This is a genomic window from Ornithinibacillus caprae (assembly GCF_009728145.1).
Lineage (GTDB): Bacteria > Bacillota > Bacilli > Bacillales > Amphibacillaceae > Ornithinibacillus > Ornithinibacillus caprae.
Genome location: NZ_WOCA01000006.1, coordinates 175,430 through 196,179 on the forward strand (window position 1 = coordinate 175,430; position 20,750 = coordinate 196,179).

The 20,750-nt window shown below is 36.2% G+C and carries 20 protein-coding genes; 15 read left to right on the plus strand and 5 right to left on the minus strand.

The features are described 5' to 3' along the window. Position 1 precedes the first annotated feature (1 nt). The 3 genes from GMD78_RS10025 to GMD78_RS10035 are packed head-to-tail and all read right to left on the minus strand — an operon-like array spanning position 2 to position 1,929. Positions 2-403, minus strand: coding sequence for a GntR family transcriptional regulator (locus GMD78_RS10025; protein ID WP_155668682.1), 402 nt, complete (start codon positions 401-403; stop codon positions 2-4). 58 nt (positions 404-461) lie between these two features. Next, complete coding sequence (locus GMD78_RS10030) at positions 462-1,187, minus strand: hypothetical protein (protein ID WP_196493778.1); 726 nt, start codon at positions 1,185-1,187, stop codon at positions 462-464. Positions 1,188-1,200: 13 nt separating this feature from the next. Next, entirely contained in the window at positions 1,201-1,929 is a 729-nt protein-coding gene (locus GMD78_RS10035) for a hypothetical protein (RefSeq protein WP_155668684.1), read from the minus strand. A 291-nt stretch (positions 1,930-2,220) separates the two neighbouring features. Here GMD78_RS10035 and GMD78_RS10040 point away from each other — a divergent pair, with 291 nt between their 5' ends. After that, positions 2,221-2,730 carry a DoxX family protein gene (locus tag GMD78_RS10040; protein WP_155668685.1) on the plus strand — a complete coding sequence of 170 codons (510 nt, stop codon included), beginning with the start codon at positions 2,221-2,223 and terminating at the stop codon, positions 2,728-2,730. 54 nt (positions 2,731-2,784) lie between these two features. Here the strand turns inward: GMD78_RS10040 and GMD78_RS10045 are convergent, their stop codons facing one another. Continuing rightward, a complete protein-coding gene (locus tag GMD78_RS10045) occupies positions 2,785-3,159 on the minus strand; it encodes a PH domain-containing protein (RefSeq protein WP_155668686.1) in 375 nt (124 codons plus the stop codon). A gap of 144 nt (positions 3,160-3,303) precedes the next feature. On the opposite strand from GMD78_RS10045, the gene GMD78_RS10050 reads away from it, so the two are divergent. The 14 genes from GMD78_RS10050 to GMD78_RS10110 all read left to right on the plus strand — a co-directional run bounded on the left by GMD78_RS10050 (position 3,304) and on the right by GMD78_RS10110 (position 18,377). Further along, positions 3,304-3,891: a superoxide dismutase family protein gene (locus tag GMD78_RS10050; RefSeq protein WP_155668747.1), complete on the plus strand. Its 588-nt coding sequence runs from the start codon at positions 3,304-3,306 to the stop codon at positions 3,889-3,891. Between the two features lie 236 nt (positions 3,892-4,127). Then, positions 4,128-4,562 (plus strand): hypothetical protein, encoded by a 435-nt coding sequence (locus tag GMD78_RS10055; RefSeq protein WP_155668687.1) that lies wholly within the window; start codon positions 4,128-4,130, stop codon positions 4,560-4,562. 78 nt (positions 4,563-4,640) lie between these two features. After that, entirely contained in the window at positions 4,641-5,309 is a 669-nt protein-coding gene (locus tag GMD78_RS10060) for an ABC transporter ATP-binding protein (protein ID WP_155668688.1), read from the plus strand. Continuing rightward, complete coding sequence (locus tag GMD78_RS10065; RefSeq protein WP_155668689.1) at positions 5,306-5,515, plus strand: hypothetical protein; 210 nt, start codon at positions 5,306-5,308, stop codon at positions 5,513-5,515. Before GMD78_RS10060 ends, GMD78_RS10065 begins: the two co-directional genes overlap by 4 nt. A gap of 85 nt (positions 5,516-5,600) precedes the next feature. Continuing rightward, entirely contained in the window at positions 5,601-7,784 is a 2,184-nt protein-coding gene (locus GMD78_RS10070; protein WP_155668690.1) for a DUF443 domain-containing protein, read from the plus strand. Between the two features lie 256 nt (positions 7,785-8,040). Then, positions 8,041-8,790 (plus strand): DeoR/GlpR family DNA-binding transcription regulator, encoded by a 750-nt coding sequence (locus GMD78_RS10075; RefSeq protein WP_155668691.1) that lies wholly within the window; start codon positions 8,041-8,043, stop codon positions 8,788-8,790. Between the two features lie 18 nt (positions 8,791-8,808). Beyond that, positions 8,809-10,107 (plus strand): four-carbon acid sugar kinase family protein, encoded by a 1,299-nt coding sequence (locus tag GMD78_RS10080; RefSeq protein ID WP_155668692.1) that lies wholly within the window; start codon positions 8,809-8,811, stop codon positions 10,105-10,107. A gap of 3 nt (positions 10,108-10,110) precedes the next feature. Next, positions 10,111-11,127, plus strand: coding sequence for a 4-hydroxythreonine-4-phosphate dehydrogenase PdxA (gene pdxA, locus GMD78_RS10085; RefSeq protein ID WP_155668693.1), 1,017 nt, complete (start codon positions 10,111-10,113; stop codon positions 11,125-11,127). Positions 11,128-11,207: 80 nt separating this feature from the next. After that, complete coding sequence (locus tag GMD78_RS10090; protein WP_155668694.1) at positions 11,208-12,608, plus strand: GntP family permease; 1,401 nt, start codon at positions 11,208-11,210, stop codon at positions 12,606-12,608. Between the two features lie 293 nt (positions 12,609-12,901). Next, entirely contained in the window at positions 12,902-12,979 is a 78-nt protein-coding gene (locus tag GMD78_RS21575) for a putative holin-like toxin (RefSeq protein WP_246187626.1), read from the plus strand. A 232-nt stretch (positions 12,980-13,211) separates the two neighbouring features. Continuing rightward, entirely contained in the window at positions 13,212-13,391 is a 180-nt protein-coding gene (locus GMD78_RS10095) for a type II secretion system F family protein (RefSeq protein ID WP_246187623.1), read from the plus strand. 94 nt (positions 13,392-13,485) lie between these two features. Then, a complete protein-coding gene (locus GMD78_RS10100) occupies positions 13,486-14,670 on the plus strand; it encodes an MFS transporter (RefSeq protein ID WP_155668695.1) in 1,185 nt (394 codons plus the stop codon). A 109-nt stretch (positions 14,671-14,779) separates the two neighbouring features. Next, positions 14,780-17,953, plus strand: coding sequence for a DEAD/DEAH box helicase (locus GMD78_RS10105; protein WP_155668696.1), 3,174 nt, complete (start codon positions 14,780-14,782; stop codon positions 17,951-17,953). A 91-nt stretch (positions 17,954-18,044) separates the two neighbouring features. Continuing rightward, positions 18,045-18,377 (plus strand): transferase family protein, encoded by a 333-nt coding sequence (locus GMD78_RS10110; RefSeq protein ID WP_155668697.1) that lies wholly within the window; start codon positions 18,045-18,047, stop codon positions 18,375-18,377. An 878-nt stretch (positions 18,378-19,255) separates the two neighbouring features. On the opposite strand, the gene GMD78_RS10115 is transcribed toward GMD78_RS10110, so the two are convergent. Beyond that, positions 19,256-20,548: a hypothetical protein gene (locus GMD78_RS10115; RefSeq protein WP_155668698.1), complete on the minus strand. Its 1,293-nt coding sequence runs from the start codon at positions 20,546-20,548 to the stop codon at positions 19,256-19,258. Positions 20,549-20,750 lie beyond the last annotated feature (202 nt).

Below are 20,750 nucleotides of genomic sequence, written 5' to 3' on the forward strand. Positions count from 1 at the left end.
ATTAATCCTCCTTCTCTTGATCTCTATAGGTATCTAATACCTGATCAAAAATATCTTTAATTTGTTCGATTGAATAGTGATAATTCAAAGCAGTTTGCACTGCATTTTCAATGGTTTTTTTAACAGATGAAACTTTAACCTCTTGTTTTAAGGATTCGTTTACTTCTGCAACAAAGGTTCCTTTTCCTTGAATCGTTTTGATAAACCCTTGTATCTCCAGATTTTGATATGCCCGTCTTATCGTGATTACACTGATTTCAAGGTCCTTTGATAAGGCTCTTATCGAAGGTAGTGAAGTTCCAGCAGGTAAATGTCCACCTGCAATTAAAGCTTTAAGTTGATGTTCAATTTGATGATAGATTGGTTCGCGTGAATCTTGGGACAAACGGATCGGTAGTTCCATGGAACACACCCCTTTCTGGGCAACTATAATATAAAAATTTATCAAAAGGTGGATATTATTATTGGTAATCGATAGTTTCCATATTCTTTATCATTTTATATTTCCAATAATGTAAACCAAAATAAGCAATCAAGATAGAGAAAATCACTATTGGTATTGGCCATTTTTGTACAGCGATTGCAGTGAAATGAACGATTCCATAAGAGAAGATCCATGGAAAAATTACAATTCCAAAAATAATAAAGACTAGAAGTAATCCAGATAATATAAAAGCTAGTTTCTTGTTAGGAACTATATACATCCCAGTATCATATGTGACTATTGCGGATCCGAAAAAAATTCCGAATGACAGCCAAGTTATTGAAAAAGCAATGTAATTGCTAGGAGCTAATAGATTTTGTAACTCAGTAGAAAATAAATACATACAAATTAACACCAAAACTTGAGCTGGAAGTGAGTAAACGAAGTAGATGATGAGCCTACTTTTAGCAATTACCTCTTTGGGTAATGGGAGCTGCATTTGGTTGTGCAAAATGGGAGAAATCCACAAGTCGCCTCTGATAACTTGGTCCTGCAATACTTTTGGTTTCATCCAAATCGGCGCGAATGTAAATAATACTATGAATAATAGATCATAAATTCCGATGTTATTTGCGGTTTCTGTTAGTAAAATGATGAGCAGAGTATAAATTGCAAAGAAAATAATGGTATAGATAAATCCTGCCCATGATGCTTGTAGTTCAAAGGATGCTATCCTCATTGCTTCCTTCATATCGTTAACCACCTTGTTTTCCCCCCTATATATAATCTATTTTGTTCATATTTCTTTTCATGTAATTCTTCCAAAAATGATAACCGCTATATGCAGCAATGATTGAAGCAATAGAGGTAAACAATGGCCATTTATCAGCTGCAATGATGGACCAATAAACAAAGCCATGGCCAGTAATTGCGTGAAACAGCGTAAATAAGATACTCCCTATCCCTACAGTGAGTATTCCTATAATAAACAATCCAGCAGTCGTAGCTAAAAAGCCTTTATCACCTGTATCACTTGCAGGAAATATAAAACCTACGTAGAAACTAAACGATAACCATAAGATAGCAAATGCAATCATACTATCAATAGAAAAATGGGCAGGAAAAGTTGCTAAATATAGCAATCCTACTATTGCTATGACCTGAAAAGGAAAGGTATAGATGAAATGGATAATAAATCTACTTTTAATCAGAACCTCTTCTTTAATCGGTAAATGTTTTTGCATTAGTAATATAGGAGAGACTATAAAGTTTGGTTGTATATTTTGAATTTGAAAAGCCTTTGGTTTAGGCATTGCTGTAGCAAATGAAAATAAAATCATAAAGAAAAGATCAAATCCTAGAAATCCATTCTCTACATACTCAGGTAGGGATTTTCTGAGATAACCTAAAAGAAATAGTGTAATTACAAGAGAAAAAATTAAATTTATTTTTGATTGTTTTAATTCAAAAGTTGCCAGTTTAAATGCTTGTTTCCATGTATTCAATATAAAATCCCCCTTACAACTGTTATGCTGTTTATATATTTATATACAGTATATGAATATTAATTATAATTGTCAATTAAATATTGAAGATTCTTCATAAACCGTAATCGAAAGTGGTGTTGTTCACATTTTTGACAAATTAACATTATTTTTGTGAAAAAGTGAGCAAATAGTATTTACGATTAGTAAAATGCGTGTTATTATCAAAGTGTAATAAGGAAACACCTTACAATATATTGTGAAACAATGAGCATTATGAAAATGAATCAAAACATAAAGGAGATGGTAAGCATGATTATGAACTTTATCCGTAATAATAAAATTTTCGCAGGAGTATTAGCAATTATTCGAGTATATATTGGTTATAGCTGGCTAACAAGTGGCTGGGGTAAAGTAACTGGTGGCGGATTTGATGCAAGTGGATTCTTACATGGAGCAGTCGCAAGTGCAGGTGGAGAGCATCCAGCAGTACAAGGCTGGTGGGCAGCATTTTTAGAAAGTGTAGCCATTCCAAATGCAGGACTATTTAGCTTTTTGGTAATGTGGGGTGAAGTGCTTGTAGGAGTAGCATTAATCCTAGGAATCTTTACTAACTTTGCAGCACTAATGGGAATTACGATGAACTTCGCATTTTTATTCAGTGGAACAGTAAGCACAAACGCACAAATGGTATTACTAACCGTATTCTTGATTGTAGCAGGGTTTAATGCAGGTCGTTATGGTTTAGACAGATGGATCATTCCTTTCTTGAAAAACTATACTCCACAAAAAAGAGATAAAAAAGAAATTGCAGTTGCATAAAAACAAAGAAAAAAGCTGATCCTCCGAAAAGGAAGATCAGCTTTTTAAGCTCGCCTAGCACACATATTCAGCTAGTACGCTTTGTACTTTATAAATATTTAATTGTTTGTTAAATGTCTTTTCGATTGGTGCTGATAAACCAGAAACCCAAATTTTTAGTTCTGCGTCTAAATCAAATGTCCCTGCTGTTTCTACAGAAAAGTTCGTGATGTTTTTATAAGGGATCGAGCGATATTCCACTTTTTTACCTGTTACCCCTTGCTTGTCTACTAGAATTAACCGTTTGTTAGTGAATACAAATAAGTCCCGAATAAGTTTATATGCATGCTCTACATTCTCTGTAGGCGCAAGCAGATCTTTTAGTTCTTTTTCTGCTGTTTTGCTATCGATCTCGGATGCATTTCCCATCATACCATCAAATAATCCCATGAAAATGACCTCCTATTATTCATTCTGCTTTTATTATATCAATAATTAGATTAAATAGTAACTTACTTTTAAATGGAGATGTTTATTCCATTGATACGATGTAAACAATGGATGATATATCTATTTTATGGAGGGATATGTTTGATGAAGGGATTATTACCTTTAGTTTTGGCAATGCTCCTATTGAGCGCATGTGGAAATAACAATAATAAAGAAGACATACAAGGGCAGACGGAGGAAGATCCAGGAATTGCAACAATTAGCAATCAGATTGCAAAGGAAACATCTACTCTTGTCTCTCTAGTAAATAGCAGTGGAGAGAGAATTGGCGAAGCAAAATTAGAACAACGTCAAGATGGTGTAAATATAACACTGGAAGCAACAGGCTTACCACCCGGTACACATGGCTTTCATATTCATGAGGTTGGAAAATGTCAGCCACCAACATTTGGCTCTGCCGAAGGGCATTTCAATCCGACACAAAAAGGGCACGGATTTAATCATCCGGAGGGACCTCATGCAGGAGATTTGCCAAATATTGATGTAGCAGAAGATGGTACCGTAAAAGCAGAAGTACTTGCAGAACATGTAACCTTACAAAAAGGAGAGGAACACTCACTTTTAAAAGAAGGTGGAACTGCCCTAATGATTCATTCCGATGCGGATGATTATGAGTCACAGCCCGCCGGTGATGCAGGGGAACGAATTGCTTGTGGTGTAATTGCTGAATAGCTTACAAAGAGACTTTCAGTTTTGAAGGTCTCTTTTTTATGTCTTTTTATTTGATAAGGTGATTAAGTTTGCGGGTCTTAAGGTCTGATTTCATAAAGTAAACAAGATAAATATAGTAATTTAGACCTGTTTTCAAAAGGTAATTAGCTCAATAATGTTTCTTTTTAATTTATTATTTATTTTCTGATATTTAAATGGTGTAATTTAACTGTAAAATTTATCAAGGAGGAAATGATATGAAAAAATTAAAAGTATTAACAATTGGATTGGGACTAGTTGTAACTCTGGCATTAGGATTTCAACCGACAATAGCTGAAGCACATTTCAATGAATCACATGAATTAGAGCCAATTTCTCAATTAAATGAAAACGCACCATTCGCTTACCCAACAGTTATAGGACTGGAAGCACCATCAAGTATATATGGTTCGAATGCATCTCCACAATTCAAGTTGAATTTTTCGGGTGACAGAGGTGGTGGTACGTACAGATGGACCTTTACTCCTGGTAATGGTGATTCGACTCGATCTGGATCAACTTCAGCAACAAGCCATTCACTAAACCATAATTATTATTTAGGTAATCGTGATAGCGATAGTTATGAAGTAAGAGCATCAGTAACTGGCTATAGCTACGATAGTACTATTAAAGTAGTGAGACACTATCGTTAAAGTGAATTTACATATAGAAGAAGCAACTATCTCTTAGTTGCTTCTTCTATAATTATAAGATAAATAGGAGACTGTTTTATGATTCTACTTAAAAACATTAACGTAACTTATCCTTCATTAGAGAAACCAATCTTAAAAAACATTAATTTGCACATCAAAACTGGAGAGTGGGTATCTCTTGTAGGTCCATCGGGATCTGGAAAGACTTCGTTTTTAAAGGTTATATCTGGAAAACTGGATACTGTAGAGGGAAATGTGATTATACATGAAACTGATATTAATGGGCTTTCAGCTCACAAAAGACATGAATTTATACGTCGACATGTATCAACTGTATATCAGCAATTTAGACTGCTCCCTCAGTTTTCCGTATTAGAAAATATTATGTTGCCGTTAATCCCTCATGAGAATAAAAAAAGGATACAAAGTAGGGCAAGAGAACTGATTGATGAAGTTGGCTTAACCCATAGAGTAACTCATTTTCCACACCAACTATCAGGTGGAGAACAACAACGCGTAGCTTTCGCAAGAGCCCTTATTACTGATCCTTCTATTCTTTTATGTGACGAACCAACAGGAAATTTGGATACTAATAATCGTGATATTATTTTAGAGTTATTAACTCAGATACATAAAAAAGGAAAAACTATTATTTTGGCTACACATGATGAAATTGTTGCTAAAAAAGGAAAAAATATACTTACTTTTCATGAAGAGGATGTTCATAAAGGAGAAGTAGTTCTATGATTCGTTATAGTTGGCGATCGGTGAAAAATAACTTTTGGTCATCCTTTTTAGTCATGTGCTCCCTTATTGCTATATTTATAGCGGGACCTGTTAGTATTTCGGCGTTATTTGATATACAAGCAAAAGTCGATGACAATATACAAGTATACGCGAGAGGTAGCTATGACATATTAATTCGTTCAAGTAATTCCAAAACAGAAGTTTGAGGAAGAATTAGGAAAGGTAGAAGAAAATTATTTAACAACAGGTGATGGGGGCATCACTCTGGAGGAGTGGGAACAAATTAAAAATTTGTCCAGTGTAGAGATAGCAGCCCCAATAGCTTCCCTAGGGTACTTCACTGGAGAAAATAAAACCTTTACTTTAGCTTACCCACATACTAGTAGCTATATAGAAACTGAATTCAATACAACCGATGGAGTTAATGAATATACAATTCGTGATGAGGGCGGTTATTTTTATGTTTTAGAACAAGAGGGCTACCTAGAAGGATTTGATTTTTATAAAGAACCTGGTCATGGTTATATAGGAGAAGGTATGAAACCTGAATTTGGTATTCCCCTAACCTATCACCTTACAGTTGGAGTCGATCAAGAAGAAGAGGAAAAATTGACAGGTATAGATCTTTCAGCTCTTAAAAATCCAATTCCAGCACAACTTGAATGGAGCTATAGTCAGTATGGTGCAAAGAGAAATATTCCGATTATTTACTTATCTGATTCCTTTGTTTCATTGAGGGCTGAAACAAGTTTATCGGAATTAGATTGGGGTAGTGAACAAACGATTCAATTAAAGGAAGAGCTTGATCTCCAAGATAACGAGGCTTTCTTTTTTTCTGAGAAATATGAAACCTTAGGGGATAGATTATCGAAAATCGAGCGCTTGAATACAGAGGGAATAAAAATTTTCTTATCTGATCAAATAAAACCATTTTATTATGAACCCTTTTCTTATAATTATGATGGTACCTTCAGTGGGGAGGAAAACTATTCATTTGGAATTAGTGAGACTCCTATATTTTATCGTACAAAACCAATTGATTACACAATTCGTAAAGATCAAACCTTGGAGGTTAAACAAATAGGGCAAGATTCAGGGGTTCCTGTATACCGAGAAATTGAAAAACAAGGAGTTTCTGTTAGGGAGAAACGGGAGGATATACCATTTCTTTTATATCCAGTTGGTACCTTTACAACAAAATCTCATCAGGAATCGTTGGCCGCAAGCCCATTAGGCATCTATCAACAAGCACCAACCACTAAGCTGGATGACGGCACAACCCTTCATGAAACAATTACTCCTGGTAGCTTTATTAGTTCACCAGCACATGGAATTGTTAGCTTAGAGGATGCTGCATATATCAAGGGAGATGCCCCTATTGATGCTATTAGACTAAGGGTAGATGGTATTAATTCATACAACGAAGAAGCAATACGGAAAATTAATGATGTTATTCTCGATATTTCAGAAATTGGTGGTTTTGATATCGTAGTGGTGGCTGGAGCATCTCCATCACCCGTAATAATGGACGTAGAAGGAGTAGGGGAGGTTGAGCAATCGTGGACTAGTCTAGGGGCAGCGGCGACTATATCTGAGGGTTGGAATACAACTAATCTATTAATCTCAAGTGTATTTCTAATGATTAGTATAGTATACATAGTAAACCACGCCATGTTTAGAAAGTATACGAAAAAAAATGAAACTAAATTACTATCAGATATAGGCTGGAAAGTAAGACATATTAAGCAATTCCATTTAATAGAAAATTACTTGTTAATAATATTTTCGGGTATATTAGGAGGATTAATACTTTTTATCCTTTATTTGTTTAATCTAGTTAGTAGTATTACATTAGTAATCTACCTAATTATTGTCCTGTTAACCTTTTTAATTCCTTTTTTGATTATAGTTTTAGTTAAAAATAAACTACGATCAACTAATAGGTTTAATGGAGTTAAATTTAAGAAGGTTTGGTTGAAAAATGTTTTATTCTATAAAAAATTGATAATTTTATGTTTCCTTCAGTTAATATTTGTTACATTTTTATTCAATTTCGTACCTGCAAACTTATTTGTTACAAATCAATCAACTGGTGATACTAACTTAGGGGTGTTTATTAATGATCTAATTTTGATTTTGATTTTGGTCATATTAGTAGCAACTCTTTACATCGCTACAACTACAATAATTGATAGTATTTCTTCATTCCTTTTTATTAGAAAAGAAGAAATTTTAACTTTAAGGGATATTGGTTGGCGAGTAAAAGACATCCATAATACTTTTATGAAAGAATCAATTGCTTGGATCATACCCTCATTTATTATTGGTATGGCTATAAGTATCATTATATCAAGTACTGTACTTACATTCACTGTAGAATTAGTATTCCTCTCTATATGTATAACTCTATTGTTAAGTATAGGAAGCATGATTTTGGTATATAATTTAATAAAAAGAACACTAAAAAAGATTTAGAGTGAATTCATAACAAAAATGGTAAGTATTCGTTTGTTCTATACGAATATTTACCATTTTGTATTTTTAGGAGAGTTGACCGTGATGATCCGTGGAAAGGGTAGCTTGGATGTCCTGGTCCAGGGTTCCTATCTCATGGTTCTGCTAATTTGATAAAAAATAACATTTATTATTGACATTTTTGTGATAAAGTTACATAATGGTGTTAGTAAATAACATTAAATGTTTAAAATTAACAAAGTGAAGGGTTGATCCTATGCAACCAACTGAACGTAGAGAATGGGTTATGCAACAAGTAAGAGAGAACGGCAAAGTTGAAATTGAAGTGCTTTCTGCAGAGCTAAATGTCTCCCCGATGACTATTCGACGAGATTTAGATCAGCTGGAGGAGGAGGGGAAGGTAATCCGTATTCACGGAGGAGCCGTCTTGCCGAAGCCGCTTATAACTGAAACCCCGTTCTTCGCAAAGGAAAGCAGAAGAATTGAACAGAAAAGAATGATTGCTCAAAAGGCACTTTCTTATATAAAAGAAGGTCAAACGATCATACTAGATTCAGGAACAACTACACTAGAATTAGCAAGATTACTACGCAATCGAGAGAATATTACAGTGATTACCAATGACATAAAGATAGCAGCTGAATTAGTGGATAGTTCCCTGAAGGTAATTGTAACAGGTGGGGAATTACAAAATGATGTCGGTGCATTATTTGGTCCACAAACACATCAATTTTTAAAAAATATTCATGTTGATTTATTTTTCTTAGGAGCACATGCGATTGATGTTCAAGCTGGTGTAACGTCTCCAACGTTTGAAAAGTCACTAGTTAAACAGCTAATGATTCAAGCAGCAGAGAGTACATTGCTTGTAGCGGATTCAAGTAAAATTGATCAAAAAGCATTTTCTAAAGTTTGCAATTTAAGCGAACTAACTGGATTTATTACCGATCAAGATATTTCAGATACGATGAAAAATGAATTATCTGATTCGATAGATATTTTATAACAAACGAGGTGAGGCATCATGAGAGTTGGAGTAGTAGCTGACGACCTAACGGGAGCAAATGCTACAGGTGTACGTTTAAGTAAACAAGGCTTTAGCTCTGCTACGGTTGTATTTAATGATAAAATTCCAGACTCGAGAGAACTAGATGCGGTATGTATTGATACCGATTCCCGCTATGCCTTGGATGAAATTGTTGAAAATCGAGTAAACCAAGCAATAAGAAATTTACAGGAATGGGATGCAAAGATTATATGTAAACGAATTGATAGCACTGTTCGAGGGAAGATTGGACTAGAAATCGATACAGTTCTTAATGCAACTGGACCAGAGAGTGTTGCAATCGTTGTGGCATCATTTCCCGATTCTGGAAGAATTTCATCTGGTGGCTATTTATTAGTAGAGGGCGTTCCTGTTCAGGATACTGATGTGGCAAAAGACCCGGTAATGCCAATTACCCAATCCTATGTCCCAGCTATTATTGAGGAGCAAAGTAAATATTCGGTTGGACATATTGGGTTAGATATGGTGTTAGCTGGTGCTGAACCATTAAAAAATGCAATTAATCGAGGGGTAAAGGCTGGTCAACGAATTATAGTCATTGACGCTGTTACGGATGAAGATATTGAAACGATAGCTGAGTCAATGGTAGAGGTTGAGAACGTTAAGCTTGTTCCTGTTGATCCTGGTCCTTTGACTGCTGCCTATTCAAAGGCATATTCTCATCAATTAGTTGAGCAGAGCAAGGTTATTGTAACAGTTGGAAGCGTGACATCATTATCTGCCAGGCAGCTTCAATATTTGAAAGAAAAGACGAATTCTACACCTGTATATGTCTCCGCAGAAAAACTAGCTACATTACAATCTAGCTGGGAGGAAGAAGTAAACAGGGCAATAGAGGTAGCACTTGAACGAATTCAACAAGATGATGTGCTGATTATTACTACCCATAAAGACGGGGCAAAACTAGTTAACTTTAAAGCTATTGCTGAAAGAGAAAACACCACACAAGATGCTCTGGCTAAGCGAATTACGGATGGGCTTGGCAAAATAACGAGGCGGGTTCTTGAAAAAACGACTTATCCCGTTCAAGGATGTTTTACAAGTGGTGGGGATGTTACCGCCTCTTTATGTGCACTAAGTATGGCATCAGGAATCAAGTTAGAGGATGAAGTTTTACCATTAGCAGCTTATGGGACATTGATTGGCGGCCATTTCCCTGGACTACCGATCGTTACAAAAGGCGGTATGGTTGGGGATAAGAAGTCTATTTATGCAAGTGTGAAATATTTACGTACAAAAACGAACAGGAGGGTATAAAACATGACTAACGAACGAGCGATAATCGCTATACCAATGGGGGATCCAGCAGGTATTGGCCCTGAGATCACAGCAAAATCTTTAGTGAATGAAGATATCTATAATATGTGTAAGCCGGTTGTAATAGGGGACGCAAAAGTATTCGCTAAAGCAATTGAAATTGTGGAAGCAAGCCTGAAAATTAACGTAATTGAAAAACCGGAAGAAGGTAAATACGAATTCGGAACTGTTGATATTATCGATTTGAAAAATATTGATATGGATCAATTACAATATGGTGAGGTTCAAGCGCAATGCGGTAAAGCTGCATTTGAATACATTAAAACTTCTGTAGACCTTGCAAAAGAAGGAACTGTTAAAGCGTTAGCAACAACTCCGATTAATAAAGAGTCATTGAAAGCGGCAAAAGTTCCTTATATTGGACATACAGAAATGCTAGAAGATCTTGCAGATACAAAAGATCCATTAACCATGTTCCAAGTGAATGGCATGAGAATCTTCTTCTTAACACGTCATTTATCATTAAAAGCTGCGATTGCACAAATGACAAAAGAGCGTGTTCGAGATTATCTAAATCGTTGTGATAAAGCACTTCAACGTTTAGGTGTCGAAAATCGCAAATTCGCGGTTGCCGGTCTAAACCCACATAGTGGAGAAGGCGGTTTATTTGGAATGGAAGAGGTTGATGAAATCGGACCAGGAATCGAAGCGGCGGTTCAGGATGGAATCGATGCAGTTGGTCCAGTTCCAGCTGACTCGGTATTTTTCCAAGCATTGAACGGAAAATATGATGCTGTCCTTTCGTTGTACCATGATCAAGGACATATTGCTGCGAAGATGACAGATTTTCACCGGACCATTTCCATTACAAATGGTCTACCATTTTTAAGAACATCTGTCGACCATGGTACAGCGTTTGATATTGCTGGGAAGAACATTGCATCAAGTGTCAGCATGGAAGAATGTATCAAATTAGCTGCTGAATATGCACCGAAATTTACTAGAGACACATTGGGATAAATAAATGCTGAGGTTAGTTTAATAACCTCAGCAAAATTGGTAAAAAAATGAAAGCCATTTCATGAGGGGAGAGAAAGTCCATGGAAGTTTCAGGTACACAAATGATTATCGGTCTAATATTAGGTATTGCTTTATTAATTCTTTTGGTTTTAAAAACAAAGGTTCACGCATTTATCGCACTTCTTATCGCAGCTTCTATCACAGGAATCGTAGGGGGTATGAATCCTAATGATGTAGTTGCAGAAATCACCAATGGTTTTGGTAGTACATTAGGCTCTATTGGTATTATTATCGGTTTAGGGGTAATGATGGGGCGGATATTAGAAGTATCAGGAGCTGCAGAAAAGCTAGCCTATACACTAATTAAAAAATTAGGAAAGAAAAAAGAAGAATGGGCGATGGCAGTTGCAGGTTATCTAGTAGCAATTCCAATCTTTGTAGATTCAGCGTTCGTTATTTTACACCCACTAGTGAAAGCATTATCGAGAAAAACAGGTAAATCTGTTGTTGCATTAGGAGTGGCTTTAGCTGTTGGATTAGCGGTTACCCACCATGCAGTACCACCAACACCAGGTCCATTAGGAGTAGCTGGGATATTTGGTGCAGATGTAGGTTTAATGATTTTAGTAGGTCTTCTATTTTCTGTACCTATTATTATTGTTGGTGTGTTATATGCTAAATGGATTGGAAAGAAAATACACCAGGTTCCAGCTGAAGACGGAGAAGGCTTTGTAAGGTTGGATGAGGGTGCAGTTTATAAAGAATTTTTACATGCCGTAGATGAAAGAGAAAAAGAACTTCCTTCATTTGCAAAAGCTATAATGCCTATACTAGTACCAATTATTTTGATTTTCATTAATACAACTTTTGGTGCGTTACATGATTCAGGCGTTATAACATTAAATGAGACATTGCTTTCTTATATTATGTTTATCGGTAACCCAGTAATTGCTGTAGGACTTGGATTAATTGTTGCTATCTATACGCTCACGAATAATCTTCGTAAATCAGAAACGCTAGATCGTATGGAAGAAGGAATTAAGACGGCAGGTATTATTTTACTTGTAACAGGAGCAGGTGGTGCGCTAGGTAATGTACTACGTGCAAGTGGTACAGGTGATTTAATTGCTGAGCAAGTTGCACAATGGTCAATACCAGCTATTTTAGTACCTTTCTTTATTGCTACGTTTGTTCGTCTCGTACAAGGTAGTGGAACGGTAGCAATGATAACAGCTGCATCTATCTCTGCTCCTATCGTTGCAAGTCTAGACGTAAACTTAGTGTTAGCTGCACAAGCAGCTGCATTAGGTGCAATGATTTTCTCTTACTTTAATGATAGCTTATTCTGGGTTGTAAACAGAATGTTAGGAATTAAAAATGTAAAAGAGCAGATTCTAGTTTGGTCTGTACCAACAACCATTGCTTGGGGTGTAGCATTAATTATGCTAATCGTTGCTGATTTTGTTGTAAGATTATTTTGATTAAATTTGGTAGTGGATAAAAAATAATAGACACAATCATATTAGGACGCTTAAATAGGGATTTACTTCTATTTAAGCGTCCTTTATGTATTTTTGAGGAATGCCTTGGTTAATGGAATGAGGATTCATTTTCAATGAATAGGACAGACCCACTTATTAAAATTTATATGCGAATATATGTTCGCATATTTGGAGGTGCTATGTTATACTCGTAGACAAGATAAAGTTCTATTAGAGTTGGTAGGCTAAATTTAATAAAGGTGGTGATGTTCCTGAGAATGTATGAAGTAATGATGGTCTTGGGGAGCTTTGGCACACTTTTAATCGCGCTACTTGCCTTAGTTGTAACGATGATCAACCATAAAAAATAGACCTTCCCTTTAGCCTTTGGAACATGGTGGGGAAAGGTCTATTCATTCTAACTAGCCGAACCCTCTAAGGGAACCGCTTATCGATGCTAGATGCCCAGTTGCAGCTGGGCTTTTTTAATTCGTATTAATAAGAACATTATACCATATCTATAGTACTGTATATAGTTTAATATTTTTTAACTGATAGAACATAAGTAGTAGTGGTTAGTCAGATTAAAGTAAAATAGTTTGCTTGGCGCAATTTTTAACTGTACAGTCAGCAGAAATCCGCGAGCGCAGAAAACAGCGAGCAGAAGAGCAAGCAATGAAGGCGCCAATTAAAATGCTATTTCCACTTGTCTTATTTATTTTTCCTTGTATTTTCATTGTGTTGTTAGGTCCTGCTGTAATTGGCTTTTTAGAAACATTTTAAACAGTTTTAGAAAGAATTGAAGCTAATGTATTCCTTTTCGAGTGAAACTCCTGTATAATTTGTTTCGAGTATCGAAAGAAAGAAGGGGTATACAATGAGTTCAAATGCAAGCGCTCAGTCAGCTGCTCCTCAAGCCGGTAAAATTTGGTCGCGTGATTTCGTGCTAGTTTGTCTGGCTAATTTTTTTATTTTTCTTGGCTTTCAAATGACATTACCAACGCTCCCTTTATTTGTAAAGGAGCTAGGGGGCAGTGATCAATTAATAGGGATCATTGTTGGTATTTTTACATTTTCAGCGCTAATTATCCGCCCGTTTGCAGGGCATTCTTTAGAAACCAAGGGTAGACAATTTGTTTATATGACCGGGTTGGGGATCTTTGTCCTTTCGGTCGGTTCTTATGCATTTATAGGAAGTATTTTTCTTTTATTGCTGATGCGAGTTGTGCAAGGGCTAGGTTGGGGGTTATCCACTACCGCTACAGGTACCATTGCAACCGATATTATCCCTCCCAAAAGACGTGGGGAAGGTATGGGCTACTTTGGACTGTCAGGTAATATAGCACTTGCGTTTGGTCCAGCTTTAGGTCTAGCATTAGTTGATGTAATTTCCTTTACACAATTATTTTTAATTTGTGGTTCACTAGGATTAATGGCATTTTTATTATCTTCAAAAATTCGTTATAAAAAAGTGGAAGAATCACCTGTAAAAGCTGTTACGGCTAGATTTGATATTTTTGAAAAAACAGCCTTACAGCCGTCTGTTTTATTGTTATTCATTACGTTTACATTTGGAGGAATTGCGACATTTCTTCCTTTACATGCGATTGAAAAAAATGTAGAAGGAATTAGCTTTTATTTCCTTGTATTTGCTTTGTTTTTAATGCTATCACGGACATTCGCTGGACAAATCTATGATCGTAAAGGTCATATTTATGTTTTTCTTCCGGGGGCAACACTAGTATTTATTGCGATGTTATTACTATTTTGGTTACCAAATACCACAGTTATGCTTGTTGCTGCAGGAATGTATGGGCTCGGTTTTGGTGGCATCCAACCTGCGTTGCAAGCTTGGGCTGTTGAAAAAGCCCCAAACAATCGAAAGGGTATGGCGAATGCGACTTTCTTTTCTTCGTTTGATTTAGGGGTAGGAGCTGGTGCGATATTGTTTGGCCAAATCGCCTTTCTATTTAACTATGCAGCAATCTATCTAGCCTCAGCAGGGTCCGTCCTGATCTCTATATGTATATATATTTATCTATTACTAAAGGTTATAAAATAATAGGTGCCTGTCACTTGTCGAATTTCGACAAGTGACAGGCACCTGTTTTAAAATTTGCTATTCTCGTTTACAATAGAGGTAGAATGTAAAAAGGCAGGTTAATAGAGTCTTGAATAAATTGAGCGATGTTAATATACAAAAATTATTTCCGCCCGTTATTTATAAACGTGGGTTGGATTATTATAAACAAGGTCTTGTAAGTGATTTATTATATGATATCAATTATCAAGTTTGGACTGCGACGGTACACGGTTCTGAAGAGTACTTTGTGGAAATCAGCATGAAGGATTTTGATGAGGGTTCCATTGATACGTACTGTGATTGTCCAGCATTTGATACGTATAAATCATGTAAACACATTGCAGCTACCTTAATCAGTATAAAGAATAAAGATACAAATGAGGTCCCTTCGTTTGCAAATTATGATTATCAAACAACGAATCGCTTTATACAGGCATTAAGTTCTATTACACAACCATCTGATACACTTGAAATTTTGCCTGATAAAATTCCGATCCATATAGAGTATATTCTAAAATGGTCCTATGATAAGAATTTACTCGTAGAACTAAAAGCTGGTGAAAAAAGGACATATGTCGTTAAGGATGCAGGCAGATTCCTAGAAGATGTTGTACATGGCAATGAACACTTTTTCACAAAGACATTCACTTACTCACCAGAGCAGCATTATGTATTACAACAAGACCTAGTTATTTTTGACATGCTCCATTCAATATTACAGAATGAAAAAATATATAGTGGCTATCGATTTTATCATTATCAAGGGAATATAAATGATAAGCGTTCTATTATTATTCCACCACTTGTAGCTAAAGATTTGCTCGAAAAATTGGCGGAAAGAGATGTGACGGTGGAAGAGTCAGGAAGAAAAATCTATCGTCAGTTATCTATTGAAACAGATACGTTACCTTACCATTTTGCGTTAACGAAAAATGAACGTGATGACTTAATGTTAACTATGCAGGATGTAGAGAAGGGAATTTTTTTCAAGCCATATGAGATGCTGTTTTCTAATGGAGTTTTTTACTTCCCTGCCAAAGAACAGCTTCCCATTCTTGAGCATGTTAGCCAATTTGGGAAGATTGATCAACAGCTTCCAATTGCCAAAAATCAAGCGGATGCTTTTCTATCTGAAGTATTACCATCCTTAAAAAAGGTTGGCGATGTTGAAATTGAAGAAAAGGTCCAACAAGAGATTATACAGGTACCTTTACGGGCAAAGCTTTATCTTGAAGCACAAGAGGATTGGATTGTTGGTAGACTGGAATATCATTATGGTGAGCAAGTTATTAACCCATTTAGTGGGCGAGAACAACATGATGTGATTATTATTCGTGATGTGGAAAAAGAGCAGCAAATTATGCAGCTAATTGAACATGCTAATTTTCATTATAACGGGAAAACATTATATATCGAAGCGGATGAGGAAGAACTCTATGATTTTCTTTACAAGGTATTACCAATATTAGATGAATATGTGGAGTTGTTTTTAACCTCAGAAATCCGGAGCTTTATAATTGAAAATGATCCGATTCCGAGTACGAGTGTAACAATGGAGTCATCTACCAATCTGCTAGAAATAGGCTTTGATATCGATGGGGTTGCAGATGATGAGATCAATCGAATATTAGATGCGGTAATTGAGAAGAAGCGGTATTATCGTTTGCAAAGTGGGCAGATGTTGTCGCTAGAGGGAGAAGAATTTACATCTATTCAAAAATTCTTTAGTGACATGGATATTAAAAAATCCGATGTGGAAAATGGCAATATCCAGGTTCCTGTTTACCGAGGAACACAGGTTGATGAGTTAATAGATACGAAAAAAAGCTATGATCCAGCATTTAGGCAGTTGCTTTATGAACTGAAGTCGCCGGAGGAACAGCATTATGAACTTCCTGAATCTCTTCAAGCATCCTTACGAAATTATCAAATGACTGGTTACCAATGGTTTAAGTCATTAAGTAATTATCACTTGGGTGGTATATTGGCAGACGATATGGGGTTAGGAAAGACATTACAAAGTATAGCTTATATTGCTTCAGAGCCTAGTGAGTATCCACATCTTATTGTTGCACCATCTTCTGTTGTGTACAACTGGAAAAATGAGCTGGAAAAGTTTGCGCCACATTTAAGTGTTGCGATTTTAACAGGGTCTCCAGCAGAACGTCATGAAAAAATTGCTACGTTAACAGATATGGATGTTTGGATTACCTCCTATGCTACACTTAGGCAAGATGTTGAGCACTACCAGGCGTTAACATTTCAAACGTTAATTCTAGATGAGGCACAGTTTATTAAAAACTATGCAACGAAGACGTCGCATGCGATTCGTCAATTGAAAGCAAGTAGAAGATTTGCTTTAAGTGGGACACCGATAGAAAATTCCATTGATGAATTGTGGGCGATCTTTCAGGTTGTTTTACCGGGATTAATGCCTAACCAAAGGGCATTCAAGCAGCTATCGAATGAAAAAATTGCTTCTATTACAAAACCATTTATTTTACGACGCCTGAAGAAGGATGTACTAAAAGAACTTCCAGATAAAATCGAATCGGTAAGTGTATCAGAATTAACGAACCAGCAAAAAGAATTGTATATTGGCTATTTGCGACAAGTCCAACAGGAAGCGGTGCAATCTATGAAGGAAAGTGGCTTCCAGCAAAACAGAATGAAGATCTTAGCCGGATTAACTCGCCTAAGACAAATTTGCTGCCATCCTGCAATGTTTATAGAAAATTATGAAGGAAAATCTGGTAAGTTAGAGCTTCTTATGGAAACCATACAAAATGCGATTGCTAACGGAAAACGGATGCTCATTTTTTCTCAATTTACAAGCATGCATGAGATAATTATGGAGAAATTACAGCATGAAGGAATAGACTATTTTTATTTATCAGGGCAAACCAAGTCCCAAGAACGTGTGCAAATGAGTGAACGATTTAATAATGGAGAAAAGAATATCTTCCTTATTTCACTCAAGGCGGGAGGAACTGGATTAAACCTTACAGGTGCAGATACTGTAATTCTTTATGATTTATGGTGGAATCCAGCTGTAGAGGATCAAGCAACTGGACGTGCCCATCGCTTTGGACAAAAAAATGTTGTTCAAGTAATTCGTTTGATCACGGAAGGTACAATTGAAGAGAAAATATATGAGCTACAGCAAAAGAAACGGGAGCTTATTGATCAGGTTATCCAACCAGGTGAAACAATGTTATCCAGCTTGAGTGAAGAGGATGTACGTGAGCTACTAAATATATAAAGAAGGCACAATTTCGTGTCTTCTTTTTGTTTATTTGCTGCTGTTTTGTAAACAATAACGAATAGATTATATGTAGAGAGGTTGATTCTAGTTGGCTAAAGAATTTATTGCGTACTTTAAAACAGAAGATGATCTTTTATCAGCGCATGCTAGTTTAAAAACGTTACATACCCATGAATTAAGAGTCGATAAAATTCCTAATGAGGGTGGAGGTTATACCGTTTTCCCTTTTACAGCTACATCAAGTGAAGCGGCGATGAATTTTGGATATGGAGCTTTTTACAGTAGTGCAAGTTCTAAACAAGAACTAGATGGAGAAATCCATGTGTTAGAGGGCAAAGTAGATGAACCGGACTACGATGCAGTCGTACATGTATTGAGGGAAAACAACGGTTACCAACGTAGTGAGGATATACAAGGTTAATAAAGAGGCTGCGATAAAACAAGCACTCCATTCCAAAGTCGAATGGAGTATAGAATGTTATTTTTTTATGGCCGAATCTTAATTCGTAGTTGATGTAAAAAGCGCAGTAACTAATGGTATGAAACTAGGATAAAATTAAAGAAGTAATGTACTGGTCTCGACATCGCTCCGAATATACATTTCGCTTCCACTTCCAGCACAAGGGCGACATCTGTTCAAGCTCCTTGCAGTCACTTTCACAGTGTCTACTTTGCCGCGTGTGGCTGGTGAGCTTCCTCGTGCTGTCGCACTGCGGGATCTCACCGATATCTTCCCTCCCGCAGGATAAAGTTTTTCGGTAAGGCCGAGCAATCGCAGCCACAAGGAAGGCTACGTCAGCGTTACATCGAACGCAGAAAAAGTGGTTTTCTTTTTCAAGGGGTCTTCATGTATTTTCTCCGCTAGTTTTGAGTTCCATAGTGATGTTTTCTTTTTATATTTTGATGTTCTTTTTAAGTATAGTGATTGGATCAGAACGGAGTTGACTCCTCGAAAGTAACATTCTTAAGCATATATTCTAGGGAATCCGTCCAATAATCGAGTCACTATCACTAGCGTAGGCAGAATACGTAGACTCCTGCGGGAACAGCACGTGTCCGAAGATCCCGCAGGAAGGTGGTTTTGCTTCCGAGGAAGCTGAGGCCGTGCCCGCGGAAAGCGAAGTATTCTGCCGTAGCGGTGTTATAGCACTAGATTCGTAAGGAGCGAAAGAAAGTAAATCTAAGCGAAAGTTACTGAGCATTCTATGTGAAATCTTCAACAAAGCTTATGAAATATCCCAAAAGAAAATCCGAACTAAGTTCGGATTTTCCATTGATTGACACACATTTGTCTTATTCTCACATATTAATCTGGAATAGTTTTCGAGGACGACCTTTTACATAAGGTTTTTCTTCGCCTACTACTTTTATTACTTCTCCTGATAAGAGCTTGTTGACCGTTCGTTCTGCACTTCTTTTCGTAACTCTATAAAAGGTCGCAATATCGTTTGAAGAGAAGGGCTCGTTATTGCGAATCTTTATAAAGTCTATAAAATTGTAGGACAATTCATTATTAAGTCGTGCCTTGTGAATTAATGCCTGATAGAGTTGCGATGTATCGAAATGTTTTTTAACACCGAGTGGGCCAATTGTCTCTCCGCGGTCATTAACGATATAACAACTACTATTTTTATTATTCGAACAAGCCTCTAAAGCTAGTTTTGCATGATCTTCCGCTTGTTTAGCTGTTAACCCAAGGCCAAAGCCTATATCTACTGCTGTTTTTAATGAATCTTCAATTTCACGTAGCAAAGGAAAATCACGAAAATGGTTCGTAATATGATCTAACACACCACGAGTGCCAAAAATACCGTAATAATTTTCTTGGTTTGTAAACACGGATGCAAATGTTTTTTGTCCGAATTTATATAGAATATCCTGTAGCTTTTGTTGAAATTGTTCAGCTATAAGTTCTCCTTTTTCCTTTTTTAAGCCTTCATAATCTTTAATTTTGGCATACCCAGCTACTATTTGGGCACTTTTACTCTGATTTAGTGTTGTGACAGATTTTGCCCGATCAATTGCTTTATCAATGTTAATCTTTGGTATAACCATTGCATTGGTTGGAATTCCCAAGTCTTTCAGCTGCTCTTCGACTTCCGTTAGGGAAGTAAGGACATAATCAATTTTGCCCTCGTCCCATAGATCCTTATGAAAACGAACGATCTTTTGAATATCGACCACATCATCTTGTCCGTAGCTATATGTATATATATCACGGTCGCGTAGGTCTAATTCAGTTAGTACCTCCTTGACATATTTTCTATCTAATACATCTATTGATAAGCGATCTAATGACTGATTATACGTGTTTTTCAAATGATAAAATGATGTTAAGATCATTAATTCATCAAAAGCAACCTGTACAGTCGGCAATCGCTTTTTATTTATTTTGAGTTTTGTATAGAGATAAGGAAGGGATTCTAAAAATAAATACGTATCACACATAAAAGCTTTATCTATTAAATCTACCGCTTCTTTCGCTTTACGATACGTAAATGGAATAACTTCAATATCATTATGTTGTGCTAAGCAATCATTAAAACGATTAATTAAATCATCTGACCCAAAGACGGCTAGCTTAATTTTCATATATCTTCCCCCCTTATAATAAGTGCTGTAGTGAATCATATATAAGGACAATTAATTGAATTTTCTGTATTTTAAACGTGAGGTTAGTAACAAAAAAGATTTTATGTAATTTATATTATAGTACGGAATTTTCACAATATTGTCAAGTGGAAAAAAAGAGAAATTTATATAAAGATTGTATTTGTATAAAAGATCAGCGAGC

Coding starts and splice junctions, on each gene's coding strand:
- GMD78_RS10025 (WP_155668682.1), bottom strand. CDS start 403: ATGGAACTACCGATCCGTTTGTCCCAAGATTCACGCGAACCAATCTAT.
- GMD78_RS10040 (WP_155668685.1), top strand. CDS start 2,221: ATGATTATGAACTTTATCCGTAATAATAAAATTTTCGCAGGAGTATTA.
- GMD78_RS10045 (WP_155668686.1), bottom strand. CDS start 3,159: ATGGGATTATTTGATGGTATGATGGGAAATGCATCCGAGATCGATAGC.
- GMD78_RS10050 (WP_155668747.1), top strand. CDS start 3,304: ATGAAGGGATTATTACCTTTAGTTTTGGCAATGCTCCTATTGAGCGCA.
- GMD78_RS10055 (WP_155668687.1), top strand. CDS start 4,128: ATGAAAAAATTAAAAGTATTAACAATTGGATTGGGACTAGTTGTAACT.
- GMD78_RS10060 (WP_155668688.1), top strand. CDS start 4,641: ATGATTCTACTTAAAAACATTAACGTAACTTATCCTTCATTAGAGAAA.
- GMD78_RS10065 (WP_155668689.1), top strand. CDS start 5,306: ATGATTCGTTATAGTTGGCGATCGGTGAAAAATAACTTTTGGTCATCC.
- GMD78_RS10075 (WP_155668691.1), top strand. CDS start 8,041: ATGCAACCAACTGAACGTAGAGAATGGGTTATGCAACAAGTAAGAGAG.
- GMD78_RS10080 (WP_155668692.1), top strand. CDS start 8,809: ATGAGAGTTGGAGTAGTAGCTGACGACCTAACGGGAGCAAATGCTACA.
- pdxA (WP_155668693.1), top strand. CDS start 10,111: ATGACTAACGAACGAGCGATAATCGCTATACCAATGGGGGATCCAGCA.
- GMD78_RS10090 (WP_155668694.1), top strand. CDS start 11,208: ATGGAAGTTTCAGGTACACAAATGATTATCGGTCTAATATTAGGTATT.
- GMD78_RS21575 (WP_246187626.1), top strand. CDS start 12,902: ATGGTCTTGGGGAGCTTTGGCACACTTTTAATCGCGCTACTTGCCTTA.
- GMD78_RS10100 (WP_155668695.1), top strand. CDS start 13,486: ATGAGTTCAAATGCAAGCGCTCAGTCAGCTGCTCCTCAAGCCGGTAAA.
- GMD78_RS10115 (WP_155668698.1), bottom strand. CDS start 20,548: ATGAAAATTAAGCTAGCCGTCTTTGGGTCAGATGATTTAATTAATCGT.